Here is a 16,321-nt window from a genome sequence, read left to right on the forward strand (position 1 = left end):
TGAAACAGTTTCCTGATAAAAGGATTGCCTCATGGCTCTCGACGTTCAAGAAAAAGCTCAAATCGTAGCTGACTACCAGCAAGCTGTTGGTGACACTGGTTCGCCAGAAGTGCAAGTTGCACTGCTGACCCACAACATCAACAAGCTGCAAGGTCACTTCAAGGCCAACGGTAAAGATCACCACTCCCGTCGTGGTCTGATCCGCATGGTAAACCAGCGTCGTAAGCTGCTGGACTACCTGAAAGGCAAGGATCTGGGTCGTTACCAGGCTCTGATCGGTCGCCTGGGTCTGCGTCGCTAATAAGCGATTGCGCTAGAGGTTGGTTGTCTGTCGTACGTCAGTGGGTTTCCCGCTGGCGTATGGCAGGCTCCCAGCCTCAAGTTTTATCTGGATACCTGCTTTACCTGGACAATGACAGTCGGGCCGATTCCCGGTGTTGCCCAAGAATTTCGCAAGAAGACAAGTTCCCCAAGAGCCACAAAAGAAGGTAGGACACCGTGAACCCGGTAATCAAAAAATTCCAGTTCGGTCAGTCGACCGTTACCCTCGAGACTGGCCGTATCGCCCGTCAGGCCTCCGGCGCAGTATTGGTCACCGTTGACGACGACGTCAGCGTATTGGTGACTGTGGTCGGCGCCAAGCAAGCTGATCCAGGCAAGGGCTTCTTCCCTCTGTCTGTTCACTACCAGGAAAAAACTTACGCTGCCGGTAAGATCCCTGGCGGTTTCTTCAAGCGTGAAGGCCGTCCTTCCGAGAAAGAAACCCTGACTTCCCGACTGATCGACCGTCCGATCCGTCCGCTGTTCCCAGAAGGCTTCATGAACGAAGTGCAGGTTGTCTGCACCGTCGTTTCCACCAGCAAGAAGACCGATCCGGACATCGCTGCGATGATCGGTACCTCGGCTGCGCTGGCCATTTCCGGCATTCCTTTTGATGGCCCGATCGGCGCTGCCCGCGTTGCGTTCCACGAAAGCACCGGCTACCTGCTGAACCCGACTTACGAACAACAGAAAGCTTCGAGCCTGGACATGGTCGTTGCCGGTACTTCGGAAGCCGTGTTGATGGTTGAATCGGAAGCCAAAGAGCTGACTGAAGACCAGATGCTGGGCGCGGTACTGTTTGCTCACGACGAGTTCCAGGTGGTGATCAACGCCGTTAAAGAACTGGCTGCCGAAGCTGCCAAGCCAACCTGGACCTGGGCTCCTCAACCAGAAGCCACCGCTCTGCTGGGCGCTATCCGTGCCGAGTTCGGCGACGCGATCTCCCAGGCTTACACCATCACCATCAAGGCCGACCGTTACGCTCGTCTGGGCGAACTGAAAGACCAGGTGGTTGCCAAGCTGTCCGGTGAAGAAGGTCAGCCTTCCTCCAGCGAAGTCAAAGCGGCTTTCGGCGAAATCGAATACCGCACCGTTCGCGAAAACATCGTAAACGGCAAACCACGTATCGACGGTCGCGACACCAAGACCGTACGTCCTTTGAACATCGAAGTCGGTGTTCTGCCGAAGACCCACGGTTCGGCGTTGTTCACCCGTGGCGAAACCCAGGCTCTGGTCGTTGCAACACTGGGCACCGCCCGTGATGCACAGCTGTTGGACACCCTGGAAGGCGAGAAAAAAGACCCGTTCATGCTGCACTACAACTTCCCTCCGTTCTCGGTAGGTGAGTGTGGTCGCATGGGTGGTGCTGGTCGTCGCGAAATCGGTCATGGCCGTCTGGCCCGTCGTTCGATTGCAGCCATGCTGCCTGCCGCTGACGTGTTCCCGTACACCATCCGTGTTGTGTCGGAAATCACCGAATCCAACGGTTCGAGCTCCATGGCTTCGGTCTGCGGCGCTTCCCTGGCTCTGATGGATGCCGGCGTTCCGATGAAGGCACCGGTTGCCGGTATCGCCATGGGGCTGGTTAAAGAAGGCGAGAAATTCGCCATCCTGACCGACATCCTGGGTGACGAAGACCACCTCGGCGACATGGACTTCAAAGTAGCCGGTACCGCCAAAGGTGTTACCGCGCTGCAGATGGACATCAAGATCAAGGGCATCACCGAAGAAATCATGGAAATCGCTCTGGGCCAAGCCCTGGAAGCGCGCCTGAACATCCTCGGTCAGATGAACCAGATCATTGGCCAGTCGCGTACCGAACTGTCGGAAAACGCTCCGACCATGATCGCGATGAAAATCGACACCGACAAAATCCGTGATGTCATCGGTAAAGGCGGCGCGACCATTCGTGCGATCTGTGAAGAGACCAAGGCTTCGATCGATATCGAAGACGACGGCTCGATCAAGATCTTCGGCGAAACCAAGGAAGCGGCTGAAGCAGCACGTCAGCGCGTTCTGGGCATCACCGCAGAAGCTGAAATCGGCAAGATCTACGTTGGTAAGGTTGAGCGCATCGTCGACTTCGGCGCATTCGTCAACATCCTGCCTGGCAAGGACGGTCTGGTTCACATCTCGATGCTGAGCGACGCTCGCGTAGAGAAAGTGACCGACATCCTGAAAGAAGGCCAGGAAGTGGAAGTACTGGTACTGGACGTGGACAACCGCGGCCGTATCAAGCTGTCCATCAAAGACGTAGCAGCAGCCAAGGCTTCGGGTGTTTAATCACTCCCACGCCTGACCGCTTCAACGTTGTAAAAAATGCCCCGCAGTGAAAGCTGCGGGGCATTTTTTTGCCTGCAAAAAAATGAGACGAGGCATGAAGTTGCCTGACCCCAAAGTCAGTGCTAGGTTTAGCCCACTGCCCGTGTAGCTCAGTCGGTAGAGCAGCGCACTCGTAACGCGAAGGTCGCAGGTTCGATTCCTGTCTCGGGCACGAGCGACACGTTGTTTTCAGATGATCCCGAATGGTTCTGAAGGCCAGGCAAACCGGGCTTCAAACGGTTTTTTTGCGTCAGAGAGATCCTTGATGATCCAGATCCATCTTCCATTCCCCAGATCAAAGAGAACGCCATGACCGTTAAAGAATTGACCCAAGAAGCCAGACACGCAGAAGCGCTGAAGAAGTACTTGCTGGAATCGCCCCAGCTAGCTGAAGAGATCAAGGACTTGCCAGCCGATGATCAGAAAGACCAGATCCAGTGGGCGTTCGAGGATGAGGCAGAGTCTCAGGGCTTGCAGCCGTGGGAGCTGACGCTCAAGTACACCTCAACCCCTGAAGAGTTCGAGGCTGCGCGCCTTGTTCTGCACAAGGAGGCTGCCGAGGTGTTGGGCGTCGAGTGGGAAGAGTACTGCGAGATGAATAATCTGGTGGTCTGATAAAAACGCCAGCCTCACGAGGCTGGCGTTTTTCATTCACACCGGCGTAATCAAAGGCTCAGGCGCATCGACAGATCGACAGCCTTCACATCCTTGGTCATCGCACCAATCGAGATGTAATCCACCCCGGTTTCGGCGATTGGTAGTAGCGTGCTTTCGTTGATACCGCCGCTGGCCTCCAGTTTCGCCTTGCCGCCGTTCAGGCGCACGGCTTCGCGCATATCATCCAGACTCAATTCATCGAGCATGATGATGTTGGCACCGGCCGCCAGGGCTTCCTTCAGCTCCTCCAGGCTTTCCACTTCGATCTCCACCGGTTTGCCCGGGGCAATCTTGTGCGCGGCTTTGATGGCCTCCGGGATGCCACCGCAGGCGGCAATATGGTTTTCCTTGATCAGGAAGGCGTCGTACAGGCCGATGCGGTGGTTATGGCACCCGCCGCAGGTCACGGCGTACTTCTGCGCCAGACGCAGCCCCGGCAAGGTTTTACGGGTGTCGAGCAACTTCACCTGAGTCTCGGCAACGTAATCCGCCAGGTACTGCGCACGCGTGGCCACGCCAGAAAGCAACTGCAGGAAGTTTAGTGCACTGCGTTCGCCCGTCAGTAGCGAGCGCGCCGGGCCTTCGAGGTGGAACAGCACCTGATTGGGTTTCACCCGCTCGCCATCGCGCACCTGCCAGTGCACCGCAACACGTGGATCCAGCTGCCGAAACACTGCATCAACCCAGGCTGTGCCGCAGATGACGGCAGCGTCGCGGGTGATGATCGTGGCTTTGGCCAGGCGTTCGGCCGGGATCAGCTGAGCGGTGATGTCGCCGCTGCCGATGTCTTCGAGCAACGCACGGCGCACGTTGGCTTCGATTTCGGCGGTCAAATCGGCGAGACGTAGATTCGGCATAACGGACTCCACAAACAAAGTGGCCCGATTATAGGGCCATGGCGCTGGGCAACCCAAGGCATCAGAGGCGTTCCCATCGCTCTGAAACCTGCATTTGGTCGATTCGCCTGAGCAATCGGCACTAAGTCAGCGCCTGCCATAAGCGTCTATTTCAATGGGAAACGCAGAGTCTGCTGGTAGAGGGGGCATCTTTTGCAAGATAATTCGCCTTGCTTTTGACGTCATGGCTTTGACGTGGATTTGGATTGACGACTATTCGAAGACTCACCGTTTCAGGAGGCCTGAATGCACAACGACGGGAATGTAGTGCCTTTGCACAAGGTTGCTACCGACCAGGCGACTCACTCGCCGCTCGCCCGCCTGCCTGTGATTCTGCTTCAGGTTCGCGACAAGGCCGCCCAACAGCTCAGGCGTGGTTTGCAGGAACTGTTCGATAACGCCGACGACACGCTGTTCGAAATGGCCGACCGGGCCCGCAATGACGTCGAACAGAACATCTTCTTCGAAGCCATGCGCGACTTGCGCCTCAAGCGCAAAAACATCGAACGCGGCTTTCTCGAACAATTTTTCGAGGCTTTTGTCAGCCTCACCCAGTACGACATCACTCAGTCTGCCTCGCCCCAGTCGTTGGCCTTCGACACCTCGGTGGCGCTGCCCAATGACGACGTGGAGCGCAGCGTGGCGGTGGAGGCGATGGTCAGCAAAGTGCTGAACCGCGACGGCTTCGCCCTGGACCAACTGACCGCCCGACTCAGCGCACTGCTGGGCAGGGAACTGCTCGATCTGCACAACCCCATGGGGCCGGCGATGCTCTGCGAGTACTTTTTGCAGGCCGGGCGTAACCTGGGGGTGGAGATCAAGGTCAAGCTGATCATCCTCAAACTGTTCGAACGCTATGTGCTCAGGGATGCCAAACAGCTCTACGCCGAAGCCAATCAGTTGCTGGTCGCCACCGGTGTGCTGCCTGACCTTAAGCCCGCCCCTGCGCGTCGGGTCACGGATCGTACGACTGCCGGCGTTGGTACTGAACCCGCACAGGCCAACACTCGCGTCGGTGGTCCGCCGATCGACGACAGCGTGCAGGAAGTCTTCGCCGCGTTGCAGGAGTTGCTGCTTCACGTGCGTGGCAGTGTCGCGCCGACCCTTGAAGCCAGTGCCCGGACACAGCCGATTTCCACCCGTGACCTAATGCGGCTGCTCTCGCACTTGCAGCAATACGTGCCGGCGCCGGCAGCCCAGGACGACTTCGATCTGCGAAACCAGCTCGAACAACTGCTGACCCGGGTCAGCCTCAAAAGTGGCAAGTCACGCGTGGTTGGGGTGGCTGACGAAGACGTGATCAACCTGATCGCCATGCTCTTCGAATGCATCCTCGATGACCGCAACCTGCCGGATTCGCTCAAGGCGTTGATCGGCCGTTTGCAGATCCCGATGCTGAAAGTGGCGGTGCTCGACAAGAGCTTCTTCAGCCGCAGCAGTCACCCGGCCCGACGCCTGCTCAATGAAATCGCCACTGCAGCCATGGGCTGGGGCGAGTGCGATGACCATGAGCGCGACAGCCTGTATCTGCGCATCGAGCAAGTGGTGCAACGGTTGCTGAACGATTTTGTCGATGATCCGGCGGTCTTTTCCGAATTGCTCGCGGATTTTCTCGCCTTCACCAGCGACGAGCGCCGTCGCAGTGAGCTGCTGGAGCAACGTACCCGTGACGCCGAAGAAGGCCGCGCCAGGACTGAACTGGCCCGCCAGCGCGTCGAACAGGTGCTGAATCAGGCCTTGTTGGGCAAAGTATTGCCGCAACGGGTGGTGGTGTTTGTCCAGGAAGCGTGGAGCCAGGTGCTGCTGCTGACCTGTCTCAAGCACGGCGATCAGTCGTCCGAGTGGCACGCCGATGTGCAGTCCATGGAGCAATTGATCTGGAGCGTGCAGCGTCATGATGAATCCGATGCGAGCCTGCGCTTGTTGGCGCTGGTACCTGGGTTGCTCAAGTCGTTGCGCGACGGGCTGAGCAGTTCGGCCTTCGACCCGTTCGCTACCAGCGAATTTTTCAGTGAGCTGGAAGCCTTGCACGTTCAGCTGTTCGAACGTCCAGGGCAAAAGCTTGAGCAGTCTGTCGATACACCGGTAATGGTCGAAGTGCGGCAGGGAATCGTCCTGCGAACCGCCGACGAAGGGCCGGTCGAAACGGCGTCAGTGCGCTTGCCGGAGGACGATGCCGGTCTGCTTCAGGTCGATCAACTGCGGTTGGGGTGCTGGGTCGAGTTTCAGGAAGACGAGGAAAACACCCTTCGCTGCAAGCTGGCGGCGATCATTGAAGCCACCGGCAAGTACATTTTCGTCAATCGCACCGGGATGAAAGTGCTGGAGCGCAGCCGCACCGGTCTGGCGCTGGAATTTTGTCGTGGCGCGGCGCGTGCGCTGGACGACACCTTGCTGTTCGACCGGGCGCTGGAGTCGGTGATCGGCAACCTGCGGCGCCTCAATCGCGGCAAGTGATCGCGCCCCGAGGGTCTATCGCGGCATACTGGGCGCCAACACAGTCGTCGTTGAAGGAACCTGTATGCAGTTGGACCCCGCGAGCGGTTGGTGTCAGGGCGTAGATATTTGCCCCTCGCCCAACTTCAATGCGCGCCCCTCGGACGAAGTTTCCCTGCTGGTGATCCACAACATCAGTTTGCCGCCTGCGCAATTCGCCACCGGCAAGGTGCAGGAATTTTTCCAGAATCGTCTGGATGTCACGGAGCATCCCTACTTTGAAGGGATCGCCGACCTGCGTGTGTCTGCGCACTTTCTGATCGAACGTGACGGCACCGTCACTCAGTTTGTCTCTTGTCTTGAGCGTGCCTGGCATGCCGGCGTCTCGAGTTTCGAAGGGCGGGAAACCTGTAACGATTTTTCCGTGGGCATCGAACTTGAAGGCACGGATGATCTGCCGTTCACCGACGCTCAGTATCAAGCGTTGACGACCCTGACCCGGCAGCTGCAAAGCGCCTTCACGGCCATCACCGTAGAGCGCATCTGCGGGCATTGCGACATCGCACCCGGGCGCAAGACTGATCCGGGACCGGCGTTTGACTGGGCACGCTATCGCGCGGCTCTGGCAAAAGCTGCTCTGGAAAATAAGGAGTAACAATGAGTTTTCTGGTGTTGCTGTTGGCGGTCTGGATCGAGAAGTTCTCGGCCCTGCGTCATCGGATTCAGCGCGATGGTGGATGGGTTCGCGAGCTGAACAAGCTTGAGGTCAGTCCGCGTCTGGCGAAAAGTCCGTGGCTGATCTTGGTCATACTGGTGTTGTTGCCAGTGGCATTGCTGGGTTTGCTGCTACTGGTACTGGACCCGGTGGCTTACGGTCTGCTGGCGTTGCCGGTGCACCTGCTGGTGGTGATTTACAGTCTGGGCCGCGGTGATCTGCTGGCCGGTCTCGGGCCGTTTCGCGATGCCTGGCGCCGGGAAGACCTGCAAGCTGCCGCTCATGTAGCGGACCGCGATGTGGGTATCTGCGCCGATAGCGGCGAACAATTGCTGGAACGGGTCGAAGGGCATTTGCTGTGGGAGGCTTATCAGAGCTTTTTCGCGGTGATTTTCTGGTACTTCCTGCTGGGGCCGGTCGCGGCCCTGAGCTATCGACTGCTGGCCCTGGCCGAAGAACACGGGCAGAACCCGGCCGTGGTCGAGCGCGCGGCAAAACTGCGTCATGCGTTCGACTGGGTGCCGGTGCGTCTGCTGGCGGCGAGTTTTGCGTTGGTCGGCAACTTTGTCGCGGTCAGCCGGGTGATGCTGCACGAACTGCTGAACTGGAACATCAGCGCCGCCCAATTGATCGAGAAGGTCGGGCTGGTGGCCGGTGAAATCCCGGCACCGGTGGTCGGGCCTGACGGCATCAACAGCCTCGACCGGATCTGGGAACTGTTGCTGCGAGCGGCGGTGCTCTGGTACGCCGGTTTTGCGTTGTGGACCGTCCTTCCGTAAGCACGCTGACCCCTGTAGCTGGCGCAGCCTGCGTCCGGCTGCGCAGCAGTCGCCAACTCAGTCACTGCGGTTTGTCTGGCTCACTGCGTAATCTTACGACTGCTGCGCAGCCGGACGCAGCCTTCGGCAGCTGCTACAGGACCGCGTACGCCGTGTCGTTAACCTTAAGTTACAAAACCTCCCGCCGATTTGAGCTATACAGAGACAGCGCCGAATAGTGGCTATCTGCTCTCGACCCGCGCCTGCCAATAAAAATAAGAAATCAAAGGGAGACTTCCAGTGAAGAGCTTGCTCTATCCCGCCGTCGCGCTGATGAATCGCCTGAGCTTTGGCATGAAGTTCAGCCTGATCAGCGTGCTGTTCCTTGTGCCGATGTTGGTGACCAACTTCTATCTGGTGCGCGATTCTTATCGAGAATTCCAGGGCACCCGGGTCGAACTGCAAAGCCTCGACCTGCTGGGCAGCAGCCTGACGTTACGGCGCGATCTGGAAACCCTGAACAATCTGGTGCAGATCAACGTCACCCTCGGTCAGTCCGGCAAGGCCGGCAATATCGAGTCGCAGATCAGTACCTTGGGGCAAAGTGTGTTGACCCGTTTGCAAGGGCTGACGGCGATGACCACTGACCCCGAGCAAATCATGGTTTTTGATGGCAAGCGTGATGAAATGATCGCCGCGTTCAAGGCCCAGCAAGCGGAAAATTCCCTGCAAAGCAAAAGCGCGATGATCGGCAAGTTGCTCGGCAACGCACAAATTTTCAGCCAGATCATCGCCAGTCAGGCCGGCCTCAGCCGCGACACCCAGAGCGACATGCGCCAGCTGAGCGAACTCATTACCAATGTCACCCCGCCCGTTACCCAGCTTCTGGGCGAAGGCCGGGCGATGGGCTCTTTTTCGCTGGGGCAGGGCTTTCTCAACTCAGCATCGAGTACCCGTTTTGATGAGTTGCTGGCGCAGATCGAAAAACTGCAGGCCGAATATGCCCTGAAGTTGCAGGACGCACTGGGCTCCAGCAAAGCGGCACGGGAAACCCTGGCCGCTCAGGCCGATAACAGCAAGGCATCGTTGAAAAAGGCCAGTGAACTGTTCGAAGAGCAGGTAGTGATGGCCGACACGCTGGATGCGCCGTGGCAGGGCTTTTACGATCAGGTCACGGGCCTGATGGACCAGACCTACCAACTCAATGAAGCCACCCTGAAGTTTCTCGGCACCCAGTTACAGCTGCGACTGGAGCAGAACCGCACGCATATGGTCTTGCAGGCCGTGGCGCTGTCGGTGGTGTTTGTGTTGATTTTTTACCTCTACGGCGGCTTCTACGCTTCGACCCGCACCACCCTCAAGCGTCTTGGCGCGGTGATGGACAAAGTCGCGGCCGGCGACATGACGGTGACCTTCAGCGCCAACAGCCGGGATGAACTGGGCGAGTTGGGCGAGGTGTTCAATGGCACCGTGAAGAAAATCCATGACCTGATCGAGCGGGTCGGCCAGACCGTCAGTGAGGTCGAGCGTCAGGCCGGGCAGGTGGAGAGCGTTTCCGCCCAGAGCAACCAGGCGGTGGCGGGGCAGCGCACGCAGATCGAGCAGGTTGCCACGGCCATGAACCAGATGTCGGCCACGTCCCTTGAGGTGGCACGCAGTGCCGCCGCGGCGGTCAGCAGCGCCCATAGCGTCAATGACGAGACCATCAGCGGTCGCGGGCTGGTGGAGTCCCAGCAGGGCAGCATCGCTGCGCTTGCCAGTGAGATTGATCAGTCGGTGCTGGTGATCAATCAACTGGCCAGCGATAGTCAGTCCATCAGCCGCGTGCTGGAAGTCATCAAAAGCATCGCCGAGCAAACCAACCTGCTGGCGCTCAACGCGGCCATCGAAGCCGCTCGGGCCGGTGAGCAGGGCCGTGGTTTTGCGGTGGTGGCGGATGAGGTCCGGACCCTGGCCAAACGTACCCAGCAATCGACCGAAGAAATCGAGCAAATGATCGCCAAGCTGCACAGCGGTGTCGGCGCTGCGGTGAAGGCCATGGGTACCAGTCATCAGATGGCCAACGGTACCGTGGGGCAGTCGGAGAAGGTTCAGCAAGCGCTGGAGAACATCCTCGGCGCCGTCGGCATGATCGTCGATCAGAACCAGCAAATCGCCGCGGCGGTAGAGCAGCAGACTGCCGTGGCCCATGACATCGACCAGAATATTGTCGAGATCAACCGCGCGGGTGAACGCACCGCCGAAGGGGCGCATCAGACCGAGGATGCCAGTCGTGCGTTGTCGGCTCAGGTGGTGGAGCTCAAACAGCTGATCAGCGCGTTTCGGGTGTGATCAACGCCAGTTGAACAGCTCACAGGCATTGGCCGTACTGGCAGCGGCCAATTGCTCGGGCGTGATCGCCATGATCCCGGCCAATGCGGAGCAGATCGCCGGAAGATGGGCCGGGCTGTTGCGTTGACCGGGAAACATGGCGGGCGCCATGTCCGGGGAGTCGGTTTCCAGCACTACCGATGCAAGCGGCAGTTCAGCAAGTACGCGATGCATGCGCAGCGCCTGCGGCCAAGTCGCAGCACCGCCCAAACCAAGCTTGAAACCAAGCTTGATGTACTCACGAGCCTCTTCCTTGCTGCCGGCGAAGGCGTGGATGATCCCCGCGCGTTTCAACTTGAACCGTTTAAGCGTGGCAATCACCGCCGCATGGCTGCGTCGCACATGGATCAGCGCTGGCAGCGTGAAGTCCGCCGCCAGTTGCAGCTGCGCGTCGAACAACGCCTGTTGGCGCTCGCGATCGAGGGTTTCGATGAAGTAATCCAGACCGATCTCGCCCACCGCACACAGTTGCCGATGGCCGGCCAGCCGAGTCAGCCAGTCGCCGAGTGCCGTCAGGTCTTCGGGACGATGATCATCCAGATACACCGGGTGCAAACCGAACGCCGCATGCAGGTCAGGATCGCTTTGCACCAGATCCCAGACGCGCTGCCAATTGCCCTGATAAACCCCCAGCACCACCATCCGCCGCACCCCGAGGGCGCGGCTCTCGGCCAACAGCGCCGTGCGATCCTCGTCGAAGTCCGGAAAATCCAGATGAGTGTGGCTGTCGATCAGCTCCACGGTTCAGTCCTGGCGAATACGCTGCTTGAAGGTCCGCGCGATGGCCTGCACGCCGGGTCGGTAATCCGATTGCTCGATGGCGGCCAGGGCCAGTTCCAGCGCTTTGTCGGCGATGAGCTGATGCTGCTGGGCCATGGCGTTGACCGGCAGCGGCAGGAAATCCAGCAACTGTGTGTCGCCGAAAGTGCCGAGGCGCAGCGGGCGGGTTTTGAGCGGGAAGTCGTGCAAGGCATCGAATACGCCCTGAAGCAGCACGTAGGAAGTCGTCACCAGCGCATCCGGCAAATGGCCCAGACGCTGTAGCAGTTCTTCCATCAACTGTTTGCCGCATTCACGGCTGAACGACTCGCCGTGCTCGATCAGCACCTCGCCTTTGAACCCATCCAACGCTTCTTTGAAACCGCCCGCTCGCTCCTGGCTGATGCTCAGTTCGGGGCGTGCGCCGATCAGTGCAATCTGTTTGGGCAGCGGGTCCAGTAGACTGCGGGTCAGTTGCAGGCTGGCCTCGCGGTCATCGCTGATCACCGAGCAGAAATGCTCAGGCTCCATGACCCGGTCGATCGCGATGATCGGAATGCCCTTGGCCTGCAATTGGCGATAGCTGTCATCGCCGGCCGGCAGGCAACTGGCAACGATCAATGCATCGCAGCGCCGGGCCCGGAACAGTTTCAGCAATTGCCGTTCGCTGTCCGGCGCATCGTCGGAACTGGCGATAAGCAGCTGATAGCCGCGAGCGCGGGCGCCTTGTTCCAGCAGTTTGGCGATTCGCGCGTAACTGGGGTTTTCCAGGTCCGGCAGAATGAAACCCAGGGTGCGGGTATGCCGACTGCGCAGCCCGGCAGCTTGGGGATTGGGCGTAAAGCCATGTTGTTCGACGACCGCGCGCACGCGCTCGACGGTGGCACTGCTGATACGTTGTTGTTCTGCCTTGCCATTGATGACATAGCTGGCGGTGGTAACGGACACACCGGCCAACTGGGCGATATCACTGAGTTTCAACCCGGGTTTTCCTTGTTTTTTCGAGCTTGCCTCGACATTTTCGCCAATCCTACCCGATTAAGGCAGACGACCATCGTCGCGATGCATCCGACAATTGGACTTCAAGGATGAGACATTATCGAGTAACGTGCCAATCATTCTAGATTAAACGTTTCAGCAAGCGTATTTTCTACGTTATAGGCTCCTTTGCCGGTTCTGCCGCGAAACCGCCAAAACTGCCCCTGAAAAGGTGTGTCTAAGAGCCTAAGCTGAATCATTCAAAACAATACCTGGCGTCACAAGACGCCAAAAAGGAGAAAGCATGCTCGAGCTCACCATAGAGCAGATATCCATGGGCCAATCGGCTGTGGATAAGTCCGCAGCGTTGCACCTGCTGGCGCAGCATCTGGTCACCGATGGCTTGGTCGCCGAGGGTTATCTCGCCGGTTTGCAGGCGCGCGAAGCCCAGGGCTCGACCTTTCTCGGTCAAGGTATTGCCATCCCCCACGGTACGCCGGAAACCCGCGATCTGGTGTTTTCCACCGGCGTGCGGCTGATGCAGTTCCCTGAAGGCGTGGACTGGGGCGACGGTCAGATCGTCTACCTGGCGATTGGTATTGCGGCCAAATCCGACGAACACCTGCGTCTATTGCAACTGCTGACCCGTGCCCTCGGCGAAACCGACCTGGGCCAGGCGCTGCGCCGCGCCAGTTCCGCCGAAGCCTTGCTGAAACTGCTGCAAGGCGCGCCGCAAGAACTGGCGCTGGATGCACAGATGATCGGCCTCGGTGTGTCCGCCGATGACTTCGAAGAGTTGGTCTGGCGCGGTGCACGTTTGCTGCGTCAGGCCGACTGCGTGAGCAACGGTTTCTCTGCCGTGTTGCAGCAAGTCGACGCGCTGCCGCTGGGCGATGGCCTGTGGTGGTTGCACAGCGAGCAAACGGTCAAGCGGCCTGGCCTGGCCTTCGTCACGCCGGACAAACCCATGCGTTACCTCGGCCAGCCGCTCAGCGGTCTGTTCTGCCTGGCCAGCCTCGGTGAAGCCCATCAGGCCTTGCTCGAACGCCTTTGTGCGTTGCTGATCGAAGGTCGCGGCCACGAATTGGGTCGCGCCACCAGTAGCCGTAAAGTCCTCGAAGTCCTGGGCGGTGAGCTGCCGGCCGATTGGCCCAGCGCTCGCATCGCCCTGGCCAACGCCCACGGCTTGCACGCGCGTCCGGCAAAGATTCTCGCGCAACTGGCGAAAAGTTTTGAAGGTGAAATCCGCGTACGCATCGTCGATGGCCAGGACAGCGCCGTGTCGGTGAAGAGTTTGAGCAAACTGCTCAGCCTCGGCGCCCGTCGCGGTCAGGTGCTGGAATTTGTCGCCGAACCGAGCATCGCTGCCGATGCCTTGCCAGCCTTGCTGGCCGCCATCGAAGAAGGCCTCGGTGAAGAAATAGAGCCGTTGCCAGCCGTGAGCCAACAACGCGAAGTGATCGCCGATGTGGCCGAGGTAATCCTCGCGCCAGCCTCTGGCAGTCTGATTCAGGCCATCGCCGCCGCACCGGGCATCGCCATCGGCCCAGCGCACATTCAAGTGCTGCAAACCATTGAATACCCGCTGCGCGGTGAGTCTGCCGCGATTGAGCGCGAGCGTCTCCAACAGGCATTGGCGGACGTGCGTCACGACATCGAAGGCCTGATTGAACGCAGCAAGTCCAAGGCCATTCGCGAGATTTTCATCACCCACCAGGAAATGCTCGACGACCCGGAATTGACCGATGAAGTCGACACCCGTCTCAAGCAGGGCGAAAGTGCCGAAGCGGCGTGGATGGCGGTAATTGAAGCGGCGGCCAAACAACAGGAATCGCTGCAGGACGCCTTGCTCGCCGAGCGCGCCGCCGACTTGCGTGATATCGGCCGTCGAGTGCTGGCGCAACTGAGTGGCGTCGAAACCCCGAGCGAGCCTGAGCAACCGTACATTCTGGTGATGGATGAAGTCGGTCCGTCCGACGTCGCCCGCCTTGATCCGGCGCGCGTCGCCGGCATCCTCACCGCCCGTGGCGGCGCCACCGCGCACAGTGCGATTGTCGCCCGAGCCCTCGGTATTCCAGCACTGGTCGGAGCCGGTCCGGCCGTGTTGCTGCTGGCGCCGGGCACGCCGTTACTGATTGACGGTCAGCGCGGCCGCCTGCACGTGGACGCCGACGCGGCGACCTTGCAACGCGCCACCGAAGAGCGCGACACCCGCGAGCAACGTCTGAAAGCAGCCGCCGAACAACGCCATCAACCGGCACTGACCACTGACGGCCATGCGGTCGAAGTGTTCGCCAACATCGGCGAAAGCGCCGGCGTGACCAACGCGGTGGAGCAGGGCGCCGAAGGCATTGGCCTGTTGCGCACCGAACTGATTTTCATGGCCCACTCGCAAGCGCCGGACGAGGCGACCCAGGAAGTCGAATACCGTCGCGTGCTCGATGGCCTGGCCGGTCGGCCGCTGGTGGTGCGCACCCTCGACGTTGGCGGTGACAAACCGCTGCCGTATTGGCCGATCGCCAAAGAAGAAAACCCGTTCCTCGGCGTGCGCGGTATTCGCCTGACCCTGCAACGTCCGCACATCATGGAAGCGCAATTGCGTGCCTTGCTGCGCGCTGCGGACAACCGTCCGCTGCGGATTATGTTCCCCATGGTCGGCAGCGTCGACGAGTGGCGCCAGGCGCGGGACATGACCGAACGTCTGCGTCTGGAAATTCCGGTTGCCGACCTGCAACTGGGGATCATGATTGAAGTGCCGTCGGCTGCATTGCTGGCGCCGGTGCTGGCCAAAGAGGTCGACTTCTTCAGCGTCGGCACCAATGACCTGACCCAATACACCCTGGCCATCGACCGTGGTCATCCAACCTTGTCGGCCCAGGCTGACGGCTTGCACCCGGCGGTGCTGCAACTGATCGACATCACCGTGCGCGCAGCGCATGCAAACGGCAAGTGGGTCGGTGTGTGCGGCGAGTTGGCGGCCGATCCGCTGGCGGTGCCGGTGCTGGTCGGTCTGGGTGTGGATGAGCTCAGTGTGTCGGGTCGCAGCATTGCCGAGGTCAAGGCGCGGGTTCGCGAACTCAGCCTGGCTCAGACCCAAATCCTTGCCCAACAGGCCCTGGCCGTGGGCAGCGCCGATGAAGTGCGCGCACTAGTGGAGGCCCTGTAATGGCCAAGATCCTGACCCTGACCCTCAACCCGGCGCTGGACCTCACCGTCCAGTTGCCGCTACTTGCCCCCGGCCAAGTCAACCGTAGCGACGAGATGCATACACACGCCGCCGGTAAAGGCGTGAACGTGGCACAGGTGCTGGCGGACCTCGGGCATCAGCTCACGGTCAGCGGTTTCCTCGGGGAGGACAACCTCCAGGCGTTCGAAACCCTGTTCGCCAAACGCGGGTTTGTCGACGCGTTCATCCGTGTTCCGGGTGAGACGCGCAGCAACATCAAACTGGCGGAAAGCGATGGACGCATCACCGACATCAACGGTCCCGGACCCTTGGTGAGTGAAGCCGCGCAACAGGCGTTGCTTGATCGACTTGATCAGATTGCGCCCGGTCATGACGCGGTCGTCGTTGCCGGCAGCCTGCCCCAAGGCATCAGTCCTCAGTGGTTACAGGCGTTGATTGTGCGTTTGAAAAATCTCGGTTTGAACGTGGCGTTGGACACCAGTGGTGAAGCCTTGCGGGCTGCGCTCAACGCCGGCCCGTGGCTGATCAAACCCAATACCGAAGAGCTGGCCGACGCGCTGGGTTGTGAGGTGGTTTCGGTGGCTGCGCAAGCGCAAGCCGCGAGCCGCCTGCACGCTCAAGGCATCGAGCACGTGGTGATCTCCGACGGTGCCGACGGTGTGAACTGGTTCAGTGTCGGCTCGGCGCTGCATGCCACGCCGCCCAAGGTTAGTGTCGTCAGCACCGTGGGCGCGGGCGATTCGCTACTGGCGGGCATGCTCCACGGTCTGCTCAGCGCCGACACGCCTGAACAGACCTTGCGCACCGCCACGGCGATTGCCGCGATGGCGGTCACCCAGATCGGTTTCGGTATTGGCGACGCCACGCAGTTGGCGCGGCTCGAACAGGGCGTGCGCATGCGCACCCTGACAGAACAATAAGA

12 protein-coding genes and 1 tRNA gene are annotated in these 16,321 nt (G+C 59.9%); 10 read left to right on the top strand and 3 right to left on the bottom strand.

The genetic code is table 11. The features are described 5' to 3' along the window. The first annotated feature begins 31 nt into the window (after positions 1-31). The 4 genes from rpsO (at position 32) to QFW87_RS04000 (ending at position 3,258) form a co-directional block, all read left to right on the top strand. A complete protein-coding gene (gene rpsO, locus QFW87_RS03985; RefSeq protein WP_003176135.1) occupies positions 32-301 on the top strand; it encodes a 30S ribosomal protein S15 in 270 nt (89 codons plus the stop codon). A 197-nt stretch (positions 302-498) separates the two neighbouring features. Then, a complete protein-coding gene (gene pnp / locus QFW87_RS03990) occupies positions 499-2,604 on the top strand; it encodes a polyribonucleotide nucleotidyltransferase (RefSeq protein WP_007942868.1) in 2,106 nt (701 codons plus the stop codon). 138 nt (positions 2,605-2,742) lie between these two features. Beyond that, a tRNA-Thr gene (locus QFW87_RS03995) sits at positions 2,743-2,815 on the top strand. 137 nt (positions 2,816-2,952) lie between these two features. Next, positions 2,953-3,258, top strand: coding sequence for a DUF6388 family protein (locus tag QFW87_RS04000; RefSeq protein ID WP_046046051.1), 306 nt, complete (start codon positions 2,953-2,955; stop codon positions 3,256-3,258). Positions 3,259-3,308: 50 nt separating this feature from the next. Here the strand turns inward: QFW87_RS04000 and nadC are convergent, their stop codons facing one another. After that, complete coding sequence (nadC, locus tag QFW87_RS04005; RefSeq protein WP_283182914.1) at positions 3,309-4,157, bottom strand: carboxylating nicotinate-nucleotide diphosphorylase; 849 nt, start codon at positions 4,155-4,157, stop codon at positions 3,309-3,311. Between the two features lie 285 nt (positions 4,158-4,442). Between nadC and QFW87_RS04010 the strand changes: the two genes are divergently transcribed. The 4 genes from QFW87_RS04010 to QFW87_RS04025 all read left to right on the top strand — a co-directional run bounded on the left by QFW87_RS04010 (position 4,443) and on the right by QFW87_RS04025 (position 10,436). Further along, a complete protein-coding gene (locus tag QFW87_RS04010; protein WP_283189867.1) occupies positions 4,443-6,653 on the top strand; it encodes a DUF1631 domain-containing protein in 2,211 nt (736 codons plus the stop codon). 64 nt (positions 6,654-6,717) lie between these two features. Then, positions 6,718-7,287: a 1,6-anhydro-N-acetylmuramyl-L-alanine amidase AmpD gene (gene ampD, locus QFW87_RS04015; RefSeq protein ID WP_283182916.1), complete on the top strand. Its 570-nt coding sequence runs from the start codon at positions 6,718-6,720 to the stop codon at positions 7,285-7,287. A gap of 2 nt (positions 7,288-7,289) precedes the next feature. Next, on the top strand, positions 7,290-8,126 hold the full coding sequence (gene ampE / locus QFW87_RS04020) for a regulatory signaling modulator protein AmpE (protein ID WP_283182917.1): 837 nt from the start codon (positions 7,290-7,292) through the stop codon (positions 8,124-8,126). Positions 8,127-8,405: 279 nt separating this feature from the next. Continuing rightward, entirely contained in the window at positions 8,406-10,436 is a 2,031-nt protein-coding gene (locus tag QFW87_RS04025) for a methyl-accepting chemotaxis protein (RefSeq protein WP_283182918.1), read from the top strand. On the opposite strand, the gene QFW87_RS04030 is transcribed toward QFW87_RS04025, so the two are convergent. Together QFW87_RS04030 and cra are read right to left on the bottom strand one after the other, a co-directional pair. Beyond that, positions 10,437-11,216 carry a TatD family hydrolase gene (locus tag QFW87_RS04030; RefSeq protein WP_283189868.1) on the bottom strand — a complete coding sequence of 260 codons (780 nt, stop codon included), beginning with the start codon at positions 11,214-11,216 and terminating at the stop codon, positions 10,437-10,439. A gap of 3 nt (positions 11,217-11,219) precedes the next feature. Continuing rightward, entirely contained in the window at positions 11,220-12,215 is a 996-nt protein-coding gene (cra, locus tag QFW87_RS04035; protein ID WP_056742871.1) for a catabolite repressor/activator, read from the bottom strand. A gap of 301 nt (positions 12,216-12,516) precedes the next feature. Here cra and ptsP point away from each other — a divergent pair, with 301 nt between their 5' ends. Beyond that, a complete protein-coding gene (gene ptsP, locus QFW87_RS04040) occupies positions 12,517-15,378 on the top strand; it encodes a phosphoenolpyruvate--protein phosphotransferase (RefSeq protein WP_283189869.1) in 2,862 nt (953 codons plus the stop codon). Beyond that, positions 15,378-16,319 (top strand): 1-phosphofructokinase, encoded by a 942-nt coding sequence (pfkB, locus tag QFW87_RS04045; RefSeq protein WP_283189870.1) that lies wholly within the window; start codon positions 15,378-15,380, stop codon positions 16,317-16,319. The genes ptsP and pfkB overlap by 1 nt, the downstream gene beginning before the upstream one ends. Positions 16,320-16,321 lie beyond the last annotated feature (2 nt).

This window comes from Pseudomonas sp. PMCC200344, from assembly GCF_030053095.1.
Lineage (GTDB): Bacteria > Pseudomonadota > Gammaproteobacteria > Pseudomonadales > Pseudomonadaceae > Aquipseudomonas > Aquipseudomonas svalbardensis.

Coding starts and splice junctions, on each gene's coding strand:
- rpsO (WP_003176135.1), top strand. CDS start 32: ATGGCTCTCGACGTTCAAGAAAAAGCTCAAATCGTAGCTGACTACCAG.
- QFW87_RS04000 (WP_046046051.1), top strand. CDS start 2,953: ATGACCGTTAAAGAATTGACCCAAGAAGCCAGACACGCAGAAGCGCTG.
- nadC (WP_283182914.1), bottom strand. CDS start 4,157: ATGCCGAATCTACGTCTCGCCGATTTGACCGCCGAAATCGAAGCCAAC.
- QFW87_RS04010 (WP_283189867.1), top strand. CDS start 4,443: ATGCACAACGACGGGAATGTAGTGCCTTTGCACAAGGTTGCTACCGAC.
- ampD (WP_283182916.1), top strand. CDS start 6,718: ATGCAGTTGGACCCCGCGAGCGGTTGGTGTCAGGGCGTAGATATTTGC.
- ampE (WP_283182917.1), top strand. CDS start 7,290: ATGAGTTTTCTGGTGTTGCTGTTGGCGGTCTGGATCGAGAAGTTCTCG.
- ptsP (WP_283189869.1), top strand. CDS start 12,517: ATGCTCGAGCTCACCATAGAGCAGATATCCATGGGCCAATCGGCTGTG.
- pfkB (WP_283189870.1), top strand. CDS start 15,378: ATGGCCAAGATCCTGACCCTGACCCTCAACCCGGCGCTGGACCTCACC.